General features: G+C 60.1%; 19 protein-coding genes. 17 read left to right on the plus strand and 2 right to left on the minus strand.

From position 1 onward, the window contains the following. Nucleotides 1-165 precede the first annotated feature (165 nt). The 14 genes from ACQ4MS_RS18535 (at nucleotide 166) to ACQ4MS_RS18600 (ending at nucleotide 15,621) form a co-directional block, all read left to right on the plus strand. Nucleotides 166-549: an ArsR/SmtB family transcription factor gene (locus tag ACQ4MS_RS18535; RefSeq protein ID WP_431096092.1), complete on the plus strand. Its 384-nt coding sequence runs from the start codon at nucleotides 166-168 to the stop codon at nucleotides 547-549. A 19-nt stretch (nucleotides 550-568) separates the two neighbouring features. After that, nucleotides 569-1,903: a sulfite dehydrogenase gene (gene soxC, locus ACQ4MS_RS18540; protein ID WP_431096094.1), complete on the plus strand. Its 1,335-nt coding sequence runs from the start codon at nucleotides 569-571 to the stop codon at nucleotides 1,901-1,903. Then, nucleotides 1,890-3,071: a c-type cytochrome gene (locus tag ACQ4MS_RS18545; protein ID WP_431096096.1), complete on the plus strand. Its 1,182-nt coding sequence runs from the start codon at nucleotides 1,890-1,892 to the stop codon at nucleotides 3,069-3,071. The genes soxC and ACQ4MS_RS18545 overlap by 14 nt, the downstream gene beginning before the upstream one ends. A 147-nt stretch (nucleotides 3,072-3,218) precedes the next feature. Next, nucleotides 3,219-3,686, plus strand: coding sequence for a thiosulfate oxidation carrier protein SoxY (soxY, locus tag ACQ4MS_RS18550; protein ID WP_431096098.1), 468 nt, complete (start codon nucleotides 3,219-3,221; stop codon nucleotides 3,684-3,686). 50 nt (nucleotides 3,687-3,736) lie between these two features. Then, nucleotides 3,737-4,048, plus strand: coding sequence for a thiosulfate oxidation carrier complex protein SoxZ (gene soxZ, locus ACQ4MS_RS18555; RefSeq protein WP_431096100.1), 312 nt, complete (start codon nucleotides 3,737-3,739; stop codon nucleotides 4,046-4,048). A 63-nt stretch (nucleotides 4,049-4,111) separates the two neighbouring features. Further along, a complete protein-coding gene (gene soxA, locus ACQ4MS_RS18560; RefSeq protein WP_431096101.1) occupies nucleotides 4,112-4,918 on the plus strand; it encodes a sulfur oxidation c-type cytochrome SoxA in 807 nt (268 codons plus the stop codon). A 26-nt stretch (nucleotides 4,919-4,944) separates the two neighbouring features. After that, nucleotides 4,945-5,607, plus strand: coding sequence for a sulfur oxidation c-type cytochrome SoxX (soxX, locus tag ACQ4MS_RS18565; RefSeq protein ID WP_431099621.1), 663 nt, complete (start codon nucleotides 4,945-4,947; stop codon nucleotides 5,605-5,607). A gap of 108 nt (nucleotides 5,608-5,715) precedes the next feature. Beyond that, the gene (gene soxB / locus ACQ4MS_RS18570; RefSeq protein WP_431096102.1) at nucleotides 5,716-7,431 is read left to right on the plus strand and encodes a thiosulfohydrolase SoxB; all 1,716 of its coding nucleotides are present in this window, start codon (nucleotides 5,716-5,718) and stop codon (nucleotides 7,429-7,431) included. A 287-nt stretch (nucleotides 7,432-7,718) separates the two neighbouring features. Beyond that, complete coding sequence (locus tag ACQ4MS_RS18575; RefSeq protein WP_431096104.1) at nucleotides 7,719-10,607, plus strand: 2-oxoglutarate dehydrogenase E1 component; 2,889 nt, start codon at nucleotides 7,719-7,721, stop codon at nucleotides 10,605-10,607. 51 nt (nucleotides 10,608-10,658) lie between these two features. Continuing rightward, the gene (gene odhB / locus ACQ4MS_RS18580) at nucleotides 10,659-11,927 is read left to right on the plus strand and encodes a 2-oxoglutarate dehydrogenase complex dihydrolipoyllysine-residue succinyltransferase (protein ID WP_431096105.1); all 1,269 of its coding nucleotides are present in this window, start codon (nucleotides 10,659-10,661) and stop codon (nucleotides 11,925-11,927) included. 8 nt (nucleotides 11,928-11,935) lie between these two features. Continuing rightward, nucleotides 11,936-12,409, plus strand: a complete 474-nt coding sequence (locus ACQ4MS_RS18585; protein ID WP_431096106.1) for a hypothetical protein — start codon at nucleotides 11,936-11,938, stop codon at nucleotides 12,407-12,409. 5 nt (nucleotides 12,410-12,414) lie between these two features. Next, a complete protein-coding gene (gene lpdA / locus ACQ4MS_RS18590) occupies nucleotides 12,415-13,842 on the plus strand; it encodes a dihydrolipoyl dehydrogenase (RefSeq protein ID WP_431096107.1) in 1,428 nt (475 codons plus the stop codon). Nucleotides 13,843-13,861: 19 nt separating this feature from the next. Beyond that, on the plus strand, nucleotides 13,862-14,965 hold the full coding sequence (zapE, locus tag ACQ4MS_RS18595; RefSeq protein WP_431096109.1) for a cell division protein ZapE: 1,104 nt from the start codon (nucleotides 13,862-13,864) through the stop codon (nucleotides 14,963-14,965). Further along, nucleotides 14,962-15,621 (plus strand): hypothetical protein, encoded by a 660-nt coding sequence (locus ACQ4MS_RS18600; protein ID WP_431096111.1) that lies wholly within the window; start codon nucleotides 14,962-14,964, stop codon nucleotides 15,619-15,621. Before zapE ends, ACQ4MS_RS18600 begins: the two co-directional genes overlap by 4 nt. On the opposite strand, the gene ACQ4MS_RS18605 is transcribed toward ACQ4MS_RS18600, so the two are convergent. Continuing rightward, the gene (locus ACQ4MS_RS18605) at nucleotides 15,610-16,395 is read right to left on the minus strand and encodes a PP2C family protein-serine/threonine phosphatase (RefSeq protein ID WP_431099622.1); all 786 of its coding nucleotides are present in this window, start codon (nucleotides 16,393-16,395) and stop codon (nucleotides 15,610-15,612) included. The genes ACQ4MS_RS18600 and ACQ4MS_RS18605 overlap by 12 nt on opposite strands. 84 nt (nucleotides 16,396-16,479) lie before the next feature. On the opposite strand from ACQ4MS_RS18605, the gene ACQ4MS_RS18610 reads away from it, so the two are divergent. Continuing rightward, nucleotides 16,480-16,683 (plus strand): DUF465 domain-containing protein, encoded by a 204-nt coding sequence (locus ACQ4MS_RS18610; RefSeq protein WP_348043740.1) that lies wholly within the window; start codon nucleotides 16,480-16,482, stop codon nucleotides 16,681-16,683. Further along, nucleotides 16,683-18,689: an ATP-dependent DNA helicase gene (locus tag ACQ4MS_RS18615; RefSeq protein WP_431096112.1), complete on the plus strand. Its 2,007-nt coding sequence runs from the start codon at nucleotides 16,683-16,685 to the stop codon at nucleotides 18,687-18,689. Before ACQ4MS_RS18610 ends, ACQ4MS_RS18615 begins: the two co-directional genes overlap by 1 nt. Here the strand turns inward: ACQ4MS_RS18615 and ACQ4MS_RS18620 are convergent. Then, on the minus strand, nucleotides 18,652-19,476 hold the full coding sequence (locus ACQ4MS_RS18620) for an outer membrane protein assembly factor BamD (RefSeq protein ID WP_431096113.1): 825 nt from the start codon (nucleotides 19,474-19,476) through the stop codon (nucleotides 18,652-18,654). The two genes, ACQ4MS_RS18615 and ACQ4MS_RS18620, sit on opposite strands and share 38 nt — an antisense overlap. 17 nt (nucleotides 19,477-19,493) lie before the next feature. Here ACQ4MS_RS18620 and ACQ4MS_RS18625 point away from each other — a divergent pair, with 17 nt between their 5' ends. Next, on the plus strand, nucleotides 19,494-20,528 hold the full coding sequence (locus ACQ4MS_RS18625; protein ID WP_431099623.1) for an RluA family pseudouridine synthase: 1,035 nt from the start codon (nucleotides 19,494-19,496) through the stop codon (nucleotides 20,526-20,528). Nucleotides 20,529-20,628 lie beyond the last annotated feature (100 nt).

Genomic DNA, 20,628 nt, shown 5'->3' on the forward strand with positions numbered 1-20,628 from the left:
ACCTCCATCGTCCCGTGAAAGTGCGTGGAGGCAACACCTTTTTAGCCTTCGGAGGCTTGATTGGTGATATTTACGCGCTTGCGCTGCCCGCCGAGGGTATTCACGGGGCCATTGACACGATTTCAGGCTTAATATCAGTAATCGCTTATATTAAGAATAATTGCTATGAACGAAATGATTCAGACCAGTGCGCAAGTTGAAAGAGGCCGTGTGTTTGAGCTGGCGGCTGAGCTCTTCGCTGTGCTTGCGACACCGATGCGCCTGCGTGTCCTGAGTGCGCTGTGTGAACGTGAAAAGTCCGTCAATGAATTGCTGGCGGAGATTGACACCACCCAGCCCAACCTGTCGCAGCATCTGGCCGTGCTGTACCGCACCGGCGTGTTGGCCAAGCGCAAAGAGGGCACTCAGGTGATCTATCGCGTCCAGAGCGAAAAAGCCGTTGCGCTGTGCCGCAGTGTCTGCACGCAGATTGCCATTGAGCTGGATGAGCCGGGCGGGTTGCCGCCAGCAGAAAGCCTGTCCCCCCGATCCACCTCCCACGACGCCTGAGCCGGAAGAACGCCTCTTTATGCTGAACCGATTCATACAGCGCGCCCCCGAGAATTTCCTCTCAAGGGAACAAATAGCGGATGTCCGTGCCGGGCGCCGAGGTTTTCTGGCCAGCGCATTTGCGGCTGCGTCGGCCGGGGTTGCGGCAATGGGCCAGGCTCGGGCAGCGACCCCCGAAGGCGATGCCAATATCCTGAGCCTTCCCACCCACAGCAAGGGTCTGGGCCAACCGGTGGCGGCGCGCGGCTACGGCCTGCCCAGTGAATGGGAGAAAAACCTGCAGCGCCGTGAAAGCCCGGGTCTCACGCGCATCGGGCAGGCCAGCGTGAGCTTTTGCCCCTTGCAGGGCCTGTTCGGCATCATCACGCCCAGCGGCCTGCACTTTGAGCGCCACCACCAGGGCTGGTGGGACATCGATCCGTCGAAACACCGGTTGATGCTCAACGGATCCGACGACACGATGCTTAAGCGCCCCATGGTTTTCGGCATGGATGAGCTGATGCGTCTGCCGAACGTCAGCCGCATGCACTTCATCGAATGTGGCGCCAATACCGGCATGGAATGGGGCAACGCGGCGGTGCCGACGGTGCAGTACACCCACGGCATGCTCAGCTGCAGCGAGTTCACCGGCGTGCCGTTACGCACCTTGCTCGAGCTGTCCGGCACGGACTTCAAGCGCGCCAAATTCATCCTGGCCGAGGGTGCGGACGGATCGGGCATGACCCGCACCATTCCGATGAGCCTGGTGATGAGCGGTGAAGTGCTGGTGGCTTACGGCCAGAACGGCGAAATGTTGCGCCCCGAAAACGGCTACCCCCTGCGGCTCATCGTCCCCGGCGTGCAGGGCGTGAGCTGGGTCAAATACCTGCGGCGCATCGAGGTTGGCGACATGCCCTATGGCGCCAAGGATGAAACCATCCATTATGTGGATTTGATGCCGGACGGCCTGCACCGCCAGTACACCAGCATCCAGGAAGTCAAAAGCGTGGTGACCTCGCCCAGCGGCGGCCAGGTTTTGCTGCAAAAAGGATTCCATAACCTCACAGGCCTGGCCTGGAGCGGGCGCGGCAAGATTCGGCGCGTTGATGTGTCGGTAGACGGTGGCAAGAACTGGACGCCCGCGCGGCTTGAAGGCCCTGTGCTGTCCAAATGCCTCACGCGTTTTAATGCTGACTTTGTCTGGGACGGCAAGCCGGCGATCTTCCAGAGCCGTGCCATTGACGAAACCGGCCAGGTTCAGCCCACCTATAACGACCTTCGCAAGGTGCGCGCATCGCGCAGCATTTATCACAACAACGCCGTCCAGTCGTGGTCGCTGGAAGAAAGCGGCGAGGTGAAAAATGTCCAGGTTTGAGCTACGCCGCATTTCTCCGGCCGTCCTGGCAGGCCTTTGCATGCTGGGTGCCGGCCTGGCAGAGGCGCAGCCGGCCGCACGGCAGGCGGCGCTGGCAGGCGTCGGCAGAACCGCCACGCCCGCCGAAATCAAGGCATGGGATATCGACGTTCGCCCCGATTTCAAGGGCTTGCCCAAAGGCCAGGGCTCGGTTCGGCAGGGTGAAGTATTGTGGGAGGCTCAATGCGCCTCGTGCCATGGCAGCTTTGCCGAGTCGTCCGAGGTCTTCACGCCGATTGCCGGCGGCACTACCACACAGGATATCCAGACCGGCCGCGTCGAGGGCCTGATGCCCGGGGCCAACCAGCCCAACCGCACCACACTGATGAAGGTTCCCACGCTGTCGACGCTCTGGGACTACATCAACCGCGCGATGCCCTGGAACGCGCCCAAGACACTGACGGCCGATGAGGTGTACGCCGTGACGGCCTACATCCTGCACCTGGGCAATGTCCTGCCCGAGAACTACACGTTGTCGGATGCCAATATCCGCGAGGTGCAGGCCCGCCTGCCCAATCGCAAGGGCATGACCACAGCGCATGCAATGTGGCCGGGCAAGGAGCTGGGCGGCGCGGCCAAACCTGACGTGCAGGGTTCCAGCTGCATGTCGAACTGCAAGCCTGAGGTGGTGGTCAAAAGCTTTTTGCCGGACTACGCGCGTAACGCGCATGGCAATCTGGCCGAGCAGTCCAGGTTGGTGGGCGCCAGCCGCGGGGCGGACACCACGCAGCCGCCTTTGGCTTCGAATTTACAGTCAAATAGTGCTCCAGCCCAAGCATTGCGCGCGCAAGTAGCTCCTGAAAAGATAGCGACATCAGTATTGGCTGTGACGGCGCCAACGGCCAGTCCGGCAAAATCGGCGGCGACAGGCGTGGCGGCAGTCATGCCGCTGCTGCAAAAAAATGCATGCCTGGCTTGCCACGGCATGGACAGCAAACTGGTAGGCCCGTCGTTCAAGGATATAGCGAACAAATATAAGGACCGCCCAGATGCCGCAGCTTACCTCTCGGGCAAAATCAAGGCTGGTGGACAAGGCGCCTGGGGTTCCATTCCCATGCCGCCGCAGGCTTTGAGTGCGGCGGAGTCAGCCCAGATTTCCCAATGGCTGGTGCAGGGCGCGGCCAAGTAGCGGGCGCGACAATTGCAGGGGGCTAGGAGGTAGGCAGTGTTTTTCTGAGGCATGCTTGGGAGAAATACCCTCCCGCTTTTTTGAGCTTATGTGTCCAATCGTGTTCAGTTTTTAAGATCTTCAAGTTATATAAAAAGGAGTTCAGTCATGGAACGTCGTGATTTTTTGGCAAGCAGTTCTGGCGCCACGGCGCTGGTGCTGGCGGCCGCCTCAGGCTTGACCCCGGCCCACGCGCAGAATGCGCCAGGATGGAACAAGGCGGCCTTTGACAGCAAGACGCTGGCCGACGCGGCCAAGGCAATGGGCGCCACGAGCGCGCCGGTTGAGAGCAAGGACCTGCTGCTGCAAGCGCCCGAAATCGCCGAAAACGGCAACGTGGTGCGTGTTGGCGCCCAGAGCAATATTGCCAACACGACGCAGATTGCGCTCGTCGTCGAGAAAAATCCCAGCGCGCTGGCCGCCATGTTCGATATTCCTGCCGGTACCGATGCCAATGTGTCGACCAACATCAAGATGGGCCAGTCGTCCAATGTCTACGCCCTCGCCAAGGCCGGTGACAAGTACTTTTATGCCGTGAAGGAAGTGAAGGTCACGCTCGGAGGCTGCGGCGGTTAATTCCGCTGCATACCGGTCCCTACCTCAATCTTTCAAATCAGGAGAAAAAAATGTCAGAACCGATGCGAATCCGGGCACAGGCCCAGGGCGATAAAACCACCGTGCGTGTGCTCGTGAGCCACGAAATGGAAAGCGGCCAGCGCAAAGACGCCGCAGGAAAGACCGTACCGGCCTGGTTCATCCAGAACATCTCGGCCACCTGGAACGGCAAGACGGTCATGAGTGCCCAGTGGGGCACGGCCGTGTCAAAAAATCCATTTGTGCAGTTCAGTTTCAAGGGCGGCAAGGCCGGCGACAAAATCGCGGTCAGCTGGGTCGACAACCACGGCGACAAGCGGACTGACGAAGCTACGGTCGCCTGATTCGGCCGCTTCCCGCCGCGGCACATTTGCTGCCCTATAAAGATGATATTTGAGGAGTCCACGATGAAATTGAGCCTGTTCGGGCTGGCGGCTTTGGCTGCAGCAACCACCTTGTCATTGCCTGCCGCGGCGCAAAAAAGCACGGCAGAGGGTATTGCCGAATACCGCGCCATGCTGGCCGATGGCAACCCAGCCGAGCTCTACGAAGCCCGGGGCGAGGCTCTCTGGAAACAGGCGCGTGGCCCCAAAAGCGCGTCTCTTGAAAAATGCGACCTGGGCAAAGGCGCGGGCGTGGTGAAGGGCGCTTTTGTCGAGCTGCCCCGGTTTTTTGCCGACACGCAGCGCGTGCAGGACCTGGAGTCGCGCCTTTTGACCTGTATGGAACAGCTGCAGGGTTTTAACGCGGCAGAAATCGCCAAGACCCGCTTCGGTGCAGGTGAGCAGAAAACCATTGAATCGCTGGTGGCTTATATCTCGGGCGAATCGCGTGACATGGCTTTCAACGTGCCCCAGTCGCATGCCAAGGAAAAGCTGATGTACGAAGTGGGCAAGAAGGTGTTCTACCTTCGCGGCGGCCCCTACGACTTCTCTTGCGCATCGTGCCACGGTGAAGACAACAAGCGCGTGCGCCTGCAGGACTTGCCCAACCTCACCAAGCAGCCAGGCGCCGGCATCGGCTTCGGATCGTGGCCGGCTTACCGTGTCTCTAGCGGTGATTTGTGGAGCATGCAGCGCCGGTTGAACGACTGCTACCGGCAGCAGCGCTTCCCCTTCCCGGGTTACGCCTCAGACGCGACCATTGCCCTGGGTGTGTACATGGGTGTCAACAGCAAGGGCGGCGCTTCGATTGCGCCGGCCTTGAAGCGCTAAGCATTGAGGATTCACAAATGACCATGATGACGAACAAGACACACGCCAAAGCGGCCCTTTCAATAGCTGGAATAGCCCTGACGGCCGCGCTGCTGGCCAGTTGCGCCACCGCGCCGACGGCCCAGCAGGTGGACGAAGCCACCCAGCAGGTGCTCAAAAGCTCTTTCAGCGAACAAGGCATTGCCAAGATGGACAGGCTCAAATTGGATGCTTCCAACCAGGCCTGCTCAGAAGCCGCCGGCAAGCCACTGGACGAAAAGCTCGCCAAGTCCATCGAAGAAGCCAACCTGAAAACCGTCAAACTGCCGTCTGACGGCAAATACCTCGGCAGCTGGGCTGAAGGCGAAAAAATCGCGCAAAACGGCCGCGGCCTGACCTGGACCGATAAACCCGGAGAGTCCAACGGCGGCAGCTGCTACAACTGCCACCAGATCAGCAAAACCGAGCTCTCTTTTGGTTCCATCGGCCCCAGCCTCTACAACTACGGCAAGCTGCGCGGCGTGAGCAATCCCGCCTCGGCCGAGAGCAAGCCCATTGTGGAATACACCTGGGGCAAGCTGTGGAACGCCAAGGCTTATAACGCTTGCTCTGACATGCCCAGGTTTGGCCACGCGTCCATCCTGAACGAGCAGCAGATCCGCGACGTGATGGCACTGCTGCTGGACCCGAAATCTCCCGTCAACCAGTAACTTGAGCGTATTTTTGACCTTTCGCCCTTTAGATACGGGCGCAAACAGCTCCTGAATTGATAGCAAACTGAATGTATGCCTGGCGCGCCGGGCAGGATGACCAACGCCATGAATCTGTCCCGCCGCGAATTTTCAAATGTCATGGCAGCCGCTTTGGCTGCTGGTTTTCCCCTTCGTGAGGCCGGCGCCGCCCAAGCCGCCAACCTGTATGAGTTGCCGCGCACCGGCAATGTGCATTTGCTGCACATGACCGACTGCCATGCCCAGCTGCTGCCGATTTACTTTCGCGAACCTTCCGTCAACCTGGGCGTAGGTGCCATGCGCGGGCAGGCGCCCCATTTGGTGGGCGAGCACCTGCTCAAGGCCGCCAGCATGAAGTCGGGCACGCCCGAAGCGCATGCGCTGACCTTCCTCAACTTCGAGAAGGCCGCGCGCCAATACGGCAAGGTCGGCGGTTTCGCCCATCTGGCTACGCTGGTGAAGCAGTTGAAAGCAGGGCGCCCTGGCGCCTTGCTGCTTGACGGCGGTGACACCTGGCAGGGCAGCGCGACGTCGCTCTGGACGCAAGGCCAGGACATGGTGGACGCGGCCAAATTGCTGGGCGTGGACCTGATGACCGGGCACTGGGACTTCACCTATGGCGAAGAGCGCATCAAGAAAATCGTCGAACAGGACTTTGCCGGCAAGATTGATTTCGTCGCGCAGAACGTGAAGACCAGCGATTTCGGCGACCCTGTGTTCAAGCCTTACGTCATCAAGGAGATGAACGGCGTGCCGGTTGCCATCGTCGGCCAGGCCTTTCCTTACACGCCCATCGCCAACCCGGCGTGGCTCACGCCGAACTGGAGCTTCGGCATCCGCGAAAGCGAGATGCAGGAAACCGTGAACGAGGCGCGCGCCAAGGGAGCGCAGGCCGTGGTGCTGCTCAGCCATAACGGCATGGACGTGGATTTGAAGATGGCTTCGCGGGTTACCGGCATCGACGCGATCCTGGGCGGGCATACGCATGATGGCGTGCCAATGCCGGTGATCGTCAAGAACCCGGGCGGCCAGACCATCGTGACTAACGCCGGCAGCAACGGCAAGTTCCTCGGCGTGCTCGACCTCAATGTCAAGGACGGCAAAGTCGCCGGTTTCAATTACCGCCTGCTGCCGGTGTTTGCCAACCTGCTGCCCGCCGATGTAGCCATGAATGAGCTGATCGGTAAGGCGAGGGCGCCCTACGTCGCCAAACTGGGCGAAAAACTGGCAGTGACCGAGGGCACGCTGTACCGCCGCGGCAACTTTAATGGCAGCTTCGACCAGCTCATCCTCGATGCCCTGATGAATGTGCGCGGCGCTGAAATCGCGTTTTCGCCCGGCTTCCGCTGGGGCACGTCGCTCCTGCCTGGTCAGGCGATCACGCGTGAGCACGTGATGGACCAGACCGCCATCAGCTACCCGTGGACCACGCTGACCGACATGCGTGGCGACATGATCAAGACCATCCTTGAAGACGTGGGCGATAACCTCTTCAATCCCGACCCCTATTACCAGCAGGGCGGTGACATGGTGCGCGTGGGTGGGCTCACCTACACCTGCGAACCCGGCGCGAAGATGGGTGAGCGCATCCAGGACATGCGCCTGGGCGGCAAGCTGATTGAAGCCGGCAAGACCTACAAGGTAGCCGGGTGGGCGCCGGTCGCCGAAGCCAGCAAAAATGCAGGCCCCCCGGTCTGGGATGTGGTGGAAACCTATCTGAAGACCAAAAAAGTCATCAAACCCGTTAAGCCTAATACGCCGCGGCTGGTGGGCGTGGCTGGCAATCCGGGCCTTGCCGCCTGACTTTTTGCCCCCAGCTGTAGCAATAGCTTGAGCGTGTCTTCAGCGCATGTGAAAGCATGTAAGAGGTATGTGAGAGCGTTGGGCGTGGATGAAAGGGATGGCCTTTTCAGGTATGGTCAATGCCACGGTCTTTCCGCTGTCACAGTTCGGTGGCACAATCTGGGTTGTTTCTGAAGGCCCTTCCTGCCACAGTCGCATCCGCTAATCGGTCCAGCCGTGTTGCGGAAGGTTAATTAACAAGCTTTAACCAGCTAATGTTTCCCCAAGGGAAACGGAGGTCAGCGGATATGAGTTCCAACCCGGCGGCATCGTCCGTCTATTCAGCCTATCAAGGCAACACCTATCTCTTCGGCGGCAATGCGCCCTATGTCGAGGAGATGTACGAAAACTACCTCGCCAACCCTGGCAGCGTGCCGGACAACTGGCGCGAGTATTTCGACGCACTCCAGCACGTTCCCGCCGTAGACGGCACCAATGCCAAGGACGTTCCGCATCTGCCGGTCGTCAATGCTTTCGCCGAGCGTGCCAAACAAGGCCAGACCAAAGTTGTCGTCGCCAGTGGCGCCGACTCCGAAATGGGCCGCAAGCGCACCGCCGTCCAGCAGTTGATTGCCGCCTACCGCAACGTCGGCGCACGCTGGGCCGACCTGGACCCGCTCAAGCGCGCCGAGCGCGACAAGATTCCCGAACTGGAGCCATCGTTCTACGGCTTCAGCGACGCCGACCAGGAAACCGTGTTCAACACCAGCAACACGTTCTTCGGCAAAGACACCATGAGCCTGCGCGAGCTCATGAACGCGCTGCGCGAAACCTATTGCGGCACCATCGGCGCTGAATACATGTACGCGACCGACCAGAATCACAAGCGCTGGTGGCAGCAAAAGCTCGAATCAATTCGCAGCAAACCCACTCTCAGCAAGGAAAAGAAACTCCACATCCTGGATCGCCTGACGGCCGCCGAAGGCCTGGAGCGCTTCCTCCACACCAAATACGTCGGCCAGAAGCGTTTCTCGCTCGAAGGTGGCGAAAGCTTCATCGCCTGCATGGACGAGCTGATCCAGCAGGGCGGCATCAAGGGTGTGCAGGAAATTGTGATCGGCATGGCCCATCGCGGCCGCCTGAACGTGCTGGTCAACTCCCTCGGTAAGGTTCCGGCCGACCTGTTCGCCGAGTTCGACCACACCGCGCCCGAAGACCTGCCCAGCGGCGACGTCAAATACCACCAGGGCTTCAGCTCTGACGTGACAACCCCTGGCGGTCCTGTTCACCTGACGCTGGCCTTCAACCCGTCGCACCTCGAAATCGTCAACCCAGTGGTCGAAGGTTCGGTGCGCGCCCGCATGGACCGCCGCGCCGACCCCAAGGGCCTGCAGGTGCTGCCAGTGCTGGTGCACGGCGACGCCGCCTTCGCAGGGCAGGGCGTTGTGATGGAAACGCTGGCATTGGCCGAAACCCGTGGTTATTTCACCGGCGGCACGGTCCACATCGTGATCAACAACCAGATCGGCTTCACCACCAGCGACCCGCGCGACAGCCGTTCGACGCTGTATTGCTCGGACGTCGTCAAGATGATCGAAGCACCGGTACTGCACGTCAATGGAGACGATCCGGAAGCTGTCGTGCTGGCCACCCAGCTCGCGCTCGAGTTCCGCATGGAGTTCCAGAAAGACGTCGTGGTTGACATCATCTGCTTCCGCAAACTGGGCCATAACGAGCAGGACACGCCCGCGCTGACCCAGCCGCTGATGTACAAGAAGATCGCACAACACCCCGGCACGCGCCGCCTCTACGCCGACAAGCTCGCGGCTCAAGGCATGGGCGATACGCTGGGCGACGACATGGTCAAAGCCACGCGCGCCGCGCTGGATGCCGGCAAGAGCACGTTTGATCCGGTTCTCACCAACTTCAAGAGCAAGTACGCAGTCGACTGGGTGCCTTACCTGGGCAAGAAATGGACCGATGCCGGCGACACCGCCATCCCGATGGCCGAGTGGAAGCGCCTGGCCGACAAGATCACGGCCATTCCCGCTACGGTTACCCCGCATCAGCTCGTCAAGAAGGTGTATGACGACCGCGCAGCCATGGGCCGCGGCGATATCCCTGTGGACTGGGGCATGGGTGAGCATATGGCATTCGCCTCCCTGGTCGCCAGCGGCTACCCGGTGCGCCTGTCCGGTGAAGACTGCGGCCGCGGCACCTTCACGCACCGCCACGCCGTGATTCACGACCAGAACCGCGAGAAGTTCGACACCGGCACCTACGTGCCCCTGCAAAACGTGGCCGACAACCAGGCTCCGTTTGTCGTCATTGACTCCATCCTGTCCGAAGAGGCGGTGCTGGCGTTTGAGTACGGCTACGCCTCCAACGACCCCAACACCCTGGTGATCTGGGAAGCCCAGTTCGGCGACTTTGCCAACGGGGCGCAAGTGGTGATCGACCAGTTCATCGCCTCGGGCGAAGTGAAGTGGGGCCGTGTCAACGGCATCACGCTGATGCTGCCGCACGGCTACGAAGGCCAGGGTCCAGAGCACAGCTCTGCGCGCCTGGAGCGTTTCATGCAGCTGTCGGCCGACACCAACATGCAGGTGGTGCAACCCACCACGGCCAGCCAGATCTTCCATGTGTTGCGCCGCCAGATGGTGCGCAACCTGCGCAAGCCGCTGATCATCATGACGCCCAAGTCGCTGCTGCGCAACAAGGACGCCACATCGCCGTTGTCCGAGTTCACCAAGGGTGGTTTCCAGACCATCATTCCGGAGAACAAGGAAGAGATCAACAAGAAGGCCGATAAGGTCAAGCGCATCATCGCCTGTTCGGGCAAGGTGTACTACGACCTGGCCAAAAAGCGCGAAGAAAAGGGCGCGGACGACACCGTCATCCTGCGTGTTGAGCAGCTCTATCCGTTCCCGCACAAGGCTTTTGCGACCGAGCTGAGACGTTACCCGAATGCCACCGACATTGTGTGGTGCCAGGACGAGCCACAAAACCAGGGCGCCTGGTTCTTCGTGCAGCACTACATCCACGAAAACATGCTCGAAGGCCAGAAGCTGGGTTACTCGGGGCGTGCCGCTTCGGCGTCTCCCGCTGTGGGCTATTCACACCTGCACCAGGAGCAGCAAAAGGCGCTGGTGGATGGCGCGTTTGGCAAACTCAAAGGCTTTGTGCTGTCCAAGTAAGGCCGGCCTCTTCAATATACAAAACACAAGAACGCACACGAAAGAATCAACATGGCTATCGTAGAAGTCAAAGTACCCCAGCTATCCGAATCCGTGGCTGAGGCCACCATGCTCCAGTGGAAGAAAAAAATCGGTGAAGCAATCGCCGTCGATGAAATCCTGATTGAGATTGAAACCGACAAGGTGGTGCTTGAAGTGCCGGCACCTTCGGCCGGTGTGCTGACCGAGCTGGTGGTTGCCGACGGCGGCACTGTGGTGTCCGACCAGGTGATCGCGCGCATTGACACCGAAGGCAAGGCAGGCGCCGCCGCGCCTGCGGCCGCTGCCGCAGCTGCACCGGCTGCCGTGGCAACTTCGGCTCCAGCTGCCGCACCCGCTGCTGTGGGTGGCTCCATGGCCGGAGTTCCCATGCCCGCCGCCGCCAAACTGATGGCCGACAACAACCTGGCCGCCGGCTCCGTCCCAGGCACCGGCAAGGACGGCCGCGTCACCAAGGGCGACGTCCTTGGCGCGACTGCTGCAGGAGCCGCCAAGCCGGCCGCTGCCGCCATCCCCACGGGCGCGCCGACCACAGCTCTGCCGCAGGTCGCGGCCTCGACCAAGCCCGCCGACCTGGGCGAGCGTCCTGAGCAGCGCGTACCCATGAGCCGCCTGCGCGCGCGTATCGCCGAGCGCCTGCTGCAATCGCAGGCCACCAATGCCATCCTGACCACCTTCAATGAAGTGAACATGGCGCCCGTCATGGAAATGCGCAAGCGCTTCCAGGAAAAGTTCGAAAAAGAACACGGCGTGAAGATCGGCTTCATGAGCTTCTTCGTCAAAGCGGCTGTGCATGCGTTGAAGAAATACCCTGTGCTGAACGCCTCGGTCGACGGCAATGACATCGTCTACCACGGCTATTTCGACATCGGCATCGCCGTGGGCTCGCCGCGCGGCCTGGTGGTGCCCATCCTGCGCAATGCAGACCAGATGAGCTTTGCCGATATCGAAAAGAAGATTGCCGAGTACGGCGCAAAGGCGCGCGACGGCAAGCTGGGCATTGAAGAAATGTCTGGCGGTACGTTCTCGATCTCCAATGGCGGCGTGTTCGGCTCCATGCTGTCCACCCCCATCATCAACCCACCGCAATCCGCGATTCTTGGCGTACACGCTACCAAAGACCGCGCCGTCGTCGAAAACGGCCAGATTGTGGTGCGCCCGATGAACTACCTCGCCATGAGCTATGACCACCGCATCGTGGACGGCCGTGAAGCTGTGCTGGGACTGGTGGCAATGAAGGAAGCGCTGGAAGACCCGGCTCGCCTGCTGTTTGATATCTAAGACTGTCGATGCGCTGCCTCGTCGCCTGCCTGGCCTGCACCTTGGGTGTCGGCTTGGCTGCGGCTGCGGCGCCGGTTGGCGACAACTGGAGCGGTCATTATGGGCTGGAGTGGCTCGGCATTGCGCAGGCCGGATCCAGGGTGGTGCTGGCAAAAGCGCCTGATGCCGACCCCGGGAAGCTGCTTGAAGAATACCGATCGGACCTGGTTCGCTGGACCATTGCCGATGTGCGGGTCCCCGCCGAAGCCGTCACCCTGCGCCGCTTTCTCGTGGCGGAGTACGAGGGCCTTGGTTGGACGGCGCTACATGCCGCCGGTGGGATTGAATGCCTCGACGCCCGCCGCATGTTCGTCTGCAAGACCGCGCCCGGCACGACCGTGAAAATTGGCCGCGATGGCCCTCAGCAGGAAAGCCTGCTGGCGAGCACCGGTGTATTTGGAATCGTCCTCCACGCGGGGGCGTTTGAACTCAAGAAGGAATAGAAAACATGTCTAAACAATTCGACGTCATCGTCATCGGCGGTGGCCCCGGCGGCTACATTGCCGCCATTCGCGCGGCCCAATTGGGTTTTAACGTCGCCTGTATTGACGAATGGAAAAACGCCAAGGGCGGCCCGGCCCTGGGTGGCACCTGCACCAACGTCGGCTGCATTCCCTCCAAGGCGCTACTGCAATCATCCGAGCATTTTGATCATGCCAGCCACCACTTTGCCGACCATGGTATCGAGGTCAAGGGTCTGGGCCTTGACGTCGCGAAGATGCTGGGCCGCAAGGACACCGTCGTCAAGCAGAACAACGATGGCATCGTTTACCTGTTCAAGAAAAACAAGGTCACCTTCTTTCACGGCCGTGGCTCATTTGTGGCTGCCAAAGACGGGCTCTATGAGGTGAAGGTCGCCGGCACCGCCGAAGAAACCATTTCCGGCAAACACATCATCGTGGCCACGGGTTCCAACGCCCGCGCACTACCCGGTGTACCGTTTGACGAGGAAAACATCCTTTCCAATGACGGTGCGCTGCGCATAGGCGCTGTGCCCAAGAAGTTGGGCCTGATCGGCTCCGGCGTGATTGGCCTGGAAATGGGCTCGGTCTGGCGGCGGCTGGGTGCTGACGTGACGGTGCTCGAAGGCCTGCCGACCTTCCTGGGTGCAGTCGACCAGCAGATCGCAAAAGAAGCCAAGAAGGCATTCGACAAGCAAGGCCTGAAAATCGCGCTCGGCGTGAAGGTCGGCGAGATCAAGAACAGCAAGAAGGGCGTGAGTGTCGCCTACACGGATGCCAAGGGCGAGGCCCAGACCCTGGAGGTGGACAAGCTGATCATTTCCATTGGACGGGTGGCGAATACCAACGGCCTTAACCCCGAAGCTGTGGGCCTGAAGCTCGATGAGCGCGGGGCTGTGGTGGTGGATGAGGAATGCAAAACCAGCTTGCCCAATGTCTGGGCCATCGGCGATGTGGTGCGCGGCCCCATGCTGGCGCACAAGGCCGAGGAAGAGGGCGTTGCGGTTGCCGAGCGTATTGCCGGGCAGCACGGCCACGTCAACTTCAATACCATTCCCTGGGTCATCTACACCAATCCCGAGATCGCGTGGGTCGGCCAGACGGAAGAGCAGCTCAAGACGGCCGGCCGTGCCTACAAGGCCGGCACCTTCCCGTTCATGGCAAACGGCCGTGCGCGGGCGCTGGGCGACACCACCGGTATGGTGAAAATGCTGGCCGATGCGGCCACGGATGAGATTCTGGGCGTGCACATTGTTGGCCCTATGGCCAGTGAACTGATCGCCGAGTGCGTCGTGGCCATGGAGTTCCGCGCCAGCAGCGAGGACATCGCGCGCATCTGCCACGCTCACCCGTCGCTGAGCGAAGCGACCAAGGAAGCTGCGCTGGCAGTGGACAAGCGCACGCTGAACTTCTGATCCAGCGGGCACGGAGTCGGTGACTCAACCGGTACGCGCAGCGTACGACGCTGAACTGGCGGCGCGGGGTTATCAAAGCGACCCCGCGCAGCTACGCGCCGTCGAGGCGCTGGAGCGCTGCGCCTCTGAATGGGCCGACTTCAAGGAGCAGCGCTCCAACGCCTTCAAGAAGCTCATCAATCGACCCGACATTCCGCGTGGCGTGTACATGTACGGCGGCGTTGGGCGCGGCAAAAGCTTCTTGATGGATTGCTTTTTCGGCGCGGTTCCGCTGCGCCGAAAAGTCCGGCTGCACTTTCACGAGTTCATGCGCGAAGTGCACAGGGAACTGCAGGACTTGCAGGGGATGGCGAACCCGCTCGATGAGTTGGGCAAGCGCATGGCAAAACGCTACCGGTTGATTTGTTTTGACGAGTTCCACGTCGCTGACATTACTGACGCCATGATTCTTCATCGTCTGCTGTCGGCCTTGTTCGAGAACGGCGTCGGTTTTGTCACGACTTCTAACTTTCATCCGGATGGGTTGTACCCCAATGGCATGCATCGTGACCGCGTGCTTCCTGCGATTGAGCTTCTCAAGGAGAACCTCGAGGTCATCAGCGTGGACAACGGTACCGATTACCGTGGTCGTACGCTGGAGCAAGCCAGGCTCTACCACACCCCACTAGGTCCGCAGGCCGATGCCGAAATGAGGGAAACTTTTAACGCGCTGGCAGAGTCCCAAGATGAGAGTCCGGTGCTGCAGATTGAGTCCAGGCAGATCCAGGCCAGGCGCAAGGCGGGCGGCGTGGTGTGGTTTGACTTCAAGACCCTGTGCGGCGGGCCCCGTTCACAGAATGACTACCTTGAGATTGCCACGCAGTTCCATACCGTGCTGCTAAGCGATGTACCTTATATGCCGGTGCGCATGGCCTCCGAAGCCCGGCGCTTCACCTGGCTGGTGGATGTGTTGTATGACAGGCGGGTAAAGCTGATCATGTCGGCGGAGGTGCCGCCCGAGGCGTTGTATACCGAGGGGCCCCTGGTGCACGAATTCCCACGCACCGTTTCGCGGCTCAACGAAATGCAGTCAAAGGAATTCCTAGCACTTGAACGCCGAAACGTGGACACGACCCTCACATGAAAAAAATCGCCATCGCATGCTTTATCGCCACTCTGGGCATGCTTGTGGGTGCGCAACCTTCAGTGTCGCCGGTCGCGCCGACCGAAGCACAGCACCGCATTGATGCCGAGCGCGCCAGGGTCAACGCAGATCGCGCGCGGCTCGAAGCGGGTTTCCTGGCCGAGGATGCCGAATGTTATAAAAAATTCGCCGTCAACAGCTGCCTCGGCAAGGTCAACGAGCGACGGCGCGAGATGATGGGCGACCTGCGCCGGCAGGAAATCCTGCTCAATGATGAAGAACGCCTCATTCGGGGCGCCGAGCAGATCCGCAAGACCGAAGAAAAGTCCTCCCCTGAGAAGCAGCAGGAAGCCGCAGAGCAAAGGGCCAAAGCCGCGGCGGACTATCAATCGCGCCTGGAGCGGGAGAAGAAAAAGAACGAGGACCGCGCTGCTGCCAAAGCCGGTGAGCAGGGCAACAGCGCTGCCAGCGCCGCCAAGTTAAGGGGAAGCCAGGAAAAGTCCCGGGGCAGGGCCGACAAGCAGGCCGCAGAGGCTGCCGAAGCCAAAAAATTCAGTGACCGCGAAAAGGAAGCGCAGGAGCGCAAGGCGCAACATGAACGCGACCGGCTGAAGCAGACCAAGCCACCGGCCAAGTCCCTGCCTTTACCCAATTAGGCGGGCAGGGGGCTCAGGGGCTAATGGCTCGAGCTTGACGATCACCAGCGAGAGGTTGTCGCCGCCGCCCCGTGCGCGGGAACGCGCTTTCTGGATAAGGAATTCAGTGGCTTCCCGCGGAGACAACATGGACAGGGCGGAGCCCATTTCGCTGGCGCTGAAGTAGTGCCACACCCCGTCGCTGCAGGCCAGCAGCACGTCTTCCGGACGCAACTGGGGGATGAAGTGATGGGTGATGGGCGGCGCCTCTTCGGTGCCGAGGCAGCCCATCAGGATGTTGGACTGGGGGTGGACATTGGCTTCGTCCTCGGTGATTTCGCCCTTTTCAACCAGCGTTTGCACATAGGAGTGGTCTACCGTTCTGTGCACCAGCTTGCTGCCTTGGTAATGGTAGATTCTGGAGTCACCGGTATGTACCCAATGGCAATCGCCGCCTGGATTGATCAGGAATGCCGCCAGCGTGCTGTGGGGCTCCTGTTCGGCTGAAATCGCAGTGAGCTTGATCACGATATGGGCTTCTTCAATGATCTGTTTGAGCATCGAGGGAGCGTCATCCGTCTCAGGCGCATACCGTTCAAAAAGCTGCTTGGCCGTCAGCATGACTTGATCGGAAGCCTTGCGCCCACCACTACGTCCGCCCATGCCATCAGCCACGATGCCCAGCATGCAGCCGGGAATGCGTGAGTGACTGAACAGGTTGACTTGGTCCTGCTGATAGTCCCGATCTCCTTTGTGGATACCGGTAGATGCTGTGATTCGATAACCTTTGGACATTGTGTGGTCGTTCAAGCGCAAGGCTCGATTTATGGTCGCAATCGACGTATTATCAAGCGAAGCAGCGCGTACGGATAAAAAACCTTGGACTTAAATTTACACTCCCCGGAACGGCAGCTGATCGAATTGAAGATGGAGCACGCTGACCTGAATGCTTTGGTGGATATGACGGCGCACGCCTTTCCTATTGATGAGTTGTTGCTCAGACGCCTCAAAAAGCGGCGCCTGCAGCTTCGTGACCAGATCGCGCAGCTTGAGTTGTCCCTGGATCCGCCAGAGCCTGCCTGATGACTCTTGCGCTTGAAGTAGGCGAAGCCTTTGCGCCGGGAGGTGTGTTGTCCCGAGCTGCGGAGCATTTTGTGCCTCGCAGCGGGCAGACCGAAATGGCCATGGCTGTTGTGAGCGCCATAGAAGGGGCATACCCCTTGGTGGTCGAAGCCAGCACTGGTGTGGGAAAGACCTTTTCCTACCTGGTACCTGCGCTGCTGAGCGGTGAGCGCGTTTTGTTGTCTACCGCGACGAAGGCTTTGCAAGACCAGCTTTTTGGCCGCGATTTACCTCGCCTGATCGAAGCGCTTGGACTTCCGGTCAGCACAGCACTGCTCAAGGGCCGGTCCAGTTATCTGTGTCTGCATCGCATGGAAATGGCCAGGCAAGAGGTGCATATGCCTGATGGCGTTTCTCTCCGCTCTCTTGCCAAAATTGAAGAATGGTCCCGGAGGACGCGAACCGGGGATCTGGCGGAACTCCCTGGGCTAGACGAGCGTTCTCCCATGATTCCCCTTGTCACTTCTACGCGTGAAAACTGCCTGGGCTCGACATGCCCGCGTTTTCGGGCATGCCATGTGAATCTTGCCCGAAGGGAGGCCATGGCGGCAGATGTCGTGGTGATCAATCACCACCTCTTCTTTGCCGATCTGGCTGTTCGTGAGTCGGGAGTTGCGGAACTGCTGCCGTCAGTACGGATCGCCATATTTGACGAGGCGCATCAACTCAATGAGACCGGCGTCCAGTTCTTGGGAACGAACCTGACCACGGGCCAGCTACTGGATGTTGCAAGGGATATGCTGGCTACAGGCTTGCAGCTTGCCCGCGGGTTGGTGGATTGGCAGGAAGTGGCGTCCGCCGTCGAGCACGCCGCGCGCGAAATGCGCCTGTGTGCAGGTAAGCAGTATCCTGGAACCAAGCTGCGGTGGGTCGGTGAATGCCCTGAAGGGCTGGAGGCGGCGGAGTGGAATGGTGCCTTGCAAGCCGTTCACGCATCCTGCGAGAAGGCATGTGCCGCCCTGAATACGGTTAGTGAAATCGCTCCTGATTTTGTCCGCCTCTTTGAGCGCACCAGTGAACTGGGCGAACGTGCCCGGCGCTTCATCCAGAGCTGCGAACCTGGCTGCGTTCGCTGGGTCGATGTGGGAACCCAGTTGCGATTGATCGAATCGCCGCTGGATATTTCGAAGGCGGTAAAAAGCAAGATGCTGGCCGCTTCAACTGGTACGGAAAAGTCCTGGATTTTCACTTCAGCCACCCTGGGTGATGATGACCGGCTCAGCTGGTTTACCCAGCCTTGCGGGCTGGAGGAGGCCAAGGTTCTGCGGGTGGGAAGCCCTTTTGACTACGAGCGTCAGGCGGCGCTGTATGTGCCAGGTACTTTCCCCAAGCCAGGAGATCCTTCCCATACCATGAAGGTGGCCCAATCCGCTGCAAGGTGGTCGCGGCACCTGGGCGGCCGCACCATGGTGCTGACTACCACTTTGCGAGCCTTGCGGACGATCGGTGATGCGCTCAGGGACGCTTTCCGGGATTTCTCCGACATGGAAGTATTGGTGCAGGGCGCCATGCCGAAGCGGCTGCTGATTGAACGTTTTCGGGAAGGAAACTCCAGTGGTGGCAAGGGATGCGTGTTGGTGGCTTCGGCGTCTTTCTGGGAGGGGATTGATGTGCCAGGCGACGCCCTTCAACTGGTTGTGATTGACAAGCTGCCTTTCCCGCCTCCCAACGACCCATTGGCAGAGGCGCGCTCAAAACTGCTGGAATCCCAAGGACGTAGCGCTTTTAACGACTATTTCCTGCCCGAAGCGGCAGTCGCGCTCAAGCAGGGGGCGGGCCGACTGATACGCCGCGAAAGTGACCAGGGTATTTTGGTGGTATGCGACAGCCGCCTCGCGACCATGGGCTACGGGAAGCGCTTGTTGAAGGCGCTTCCGCCCATGCAACGGTTGGCCTCCGAGGAAGAATTGCTCGACCGGCTCCAGGCACTCACCAGAACTTGTACCAGGGACTGTCTCCCGACTTGAAGCCTTTGCTCAAGTACTGGCTTTGCGGGTAGCTGTTTTCCAGAATGCGGCGGGTGTCGTCACGCAACTGAACCATACCCAATGCATCGTACGACTTGTAAAGAATATAGGTAGCCTCTTCAAGCGCGGGAACGTCGCGATAGTCAGCAATTGCACTTTGTGCCCGATTGATGGCAGCCACATAGGCACCGCGCGAATAGTAGTAGCGGGCCACATGTACTTCGGACTGCGCCAAGGAATTCACGATGTAGCTCATCCGCAGTTTGGCATCAGGCGTGTACTTTGATTCCGGAAAGCGTGTCACGAGGTCCCTGAATGACTCGAACGATTCCTTGGCTGCCTTCTGGTCCCGTTCGGATAAATCCTGGCGTGAGATAAATCCGAAAATACCGAGGTTGTCATTGAAGTTCGCCAAACCTTTAAGGTATAGCGCATAGTCCATGGCAGGGCTGGCCGGATGCAGTCTCATAAATCTGTCCAGTGTCGCAATGGCCTGGACTTGTTCGCCACTCTTGTATTGGGTATAGGCTTTTTCCAGCTGTGCCTGCTGGGCGAGCGGAGTGCCCGCGGCACGGCCTTCCAGTTTCTCGTACAGAGGGATTGCCTTGTCGTAGGCACCCGAATTCGCCTCATCCTTAGCCTCGGCGTAAATCTTGTTGGGACTCCAGGTGGCGGTCTTGTCGGGGGCGGGTGTGCTGGAGCAACCGGCGATCACGAAGGACAGTGCACAAACGGCTGCAAAAAGTGGCATTGCATTGGGAACAACCGATAATTTGGTGGAAAACATTGCAATCGACCTTCTTGATGACTGATTCAGAACAAAGCAAATTGATTATATCGGGCGCTGCTGCGCCCAGCGGCGTGCCGGATGAGGCTCAAGAGGAGGGGGACACCACCGGCGAAATGGAATTGCGGCAAGTAACCGTACCGCCTGAGAGCCATGGTGGCCGACTTGATCGCACTTTGGCCGTCATTGTGCCCGAGTTCTCGCGCACCTATCTTCAACATCTGATCGAGTCTGGCATGGTGAAACTTGGGGACCTTGCAGTCACCAAGACATCCACGAAAGTCAAGGTCGGGGATGAACTAGCAATTGAATTGCGTCCTACGCCGCAAAGCCAGGCTTTCAAGCCTGAGGCGATGGCGCTGGACATCGTGTTTGAAGACGCATACCTGATGGTGATCAACAAGCCGGCGGGGCTGGTGGTACACCCGGCCCCCGGCAATTGGAGCGGGACCCTGCTCAACGGCCTGCTGGCGCATGATCCCCAAGCCGTGTTCCTGCCGCGCGCCGGAATCGTTCATCGCCTCGACAAGGACACCAGCGGCCTGATGGTGGTCGCCCGCCAGCGCACCGTGATGGACCAGTTGGTCTGCTTGATCGCCGCCCGCGACGTGAGCCGGGAGTATGTGGCCCTGGTCCACGGCGCCTGGCAGGGCGCGAAGACCCGCCAGGTCGACGCCCCCATAGGCCGCGACCCGCGCAACCGGCTGCGTATGGCAGTGGTGGACCTGGAGAAAAACGCCGGCAAGACGGCTTCCACCGTGGTCTCGCTGCTGCAAACCGCCGGCAAGCACTGCCTGGTGAAATGCAAGCTGCACACGGGGCGCACCCACCAGATCCGGGTCCACATGGCGTTTCTTGGGCATCCCTTAGTGTCCGATGAGCTCTATGGCGGGGCCCCCGCGGCGGGACTGGTGCGCCAGGGCCTTCACGCCTGTCGACTCGCCTTTGAGCACCCTGTGACCGGCGAGGCCATGGAGTTCAAATCCGGGCTTCCCGACGACCTCCAGGCCGCCGTTGCGGGTTTGGGGCTGATATACAATGAAATTCAGTAGTTCCCAGCTACCTGCTCCATGGCTCCTGACAGGAGATTGCGCATGGATGCATGCGCGAACTAGCGCCGAACCACGTTTTCCCGGCCATTTTTTCCGCCCT

It is taken from the genome of Polaromonas aquatica (assembly GCF_050626995.1).
GTDB classification, from domain to species: domain Bacteria; phylum Pseudomonadota; class Gammaproteobacteria; order Burkholderiales; family Burkholderiaceae_C; genus Polaromonas; species Polaromonas aquatica_A.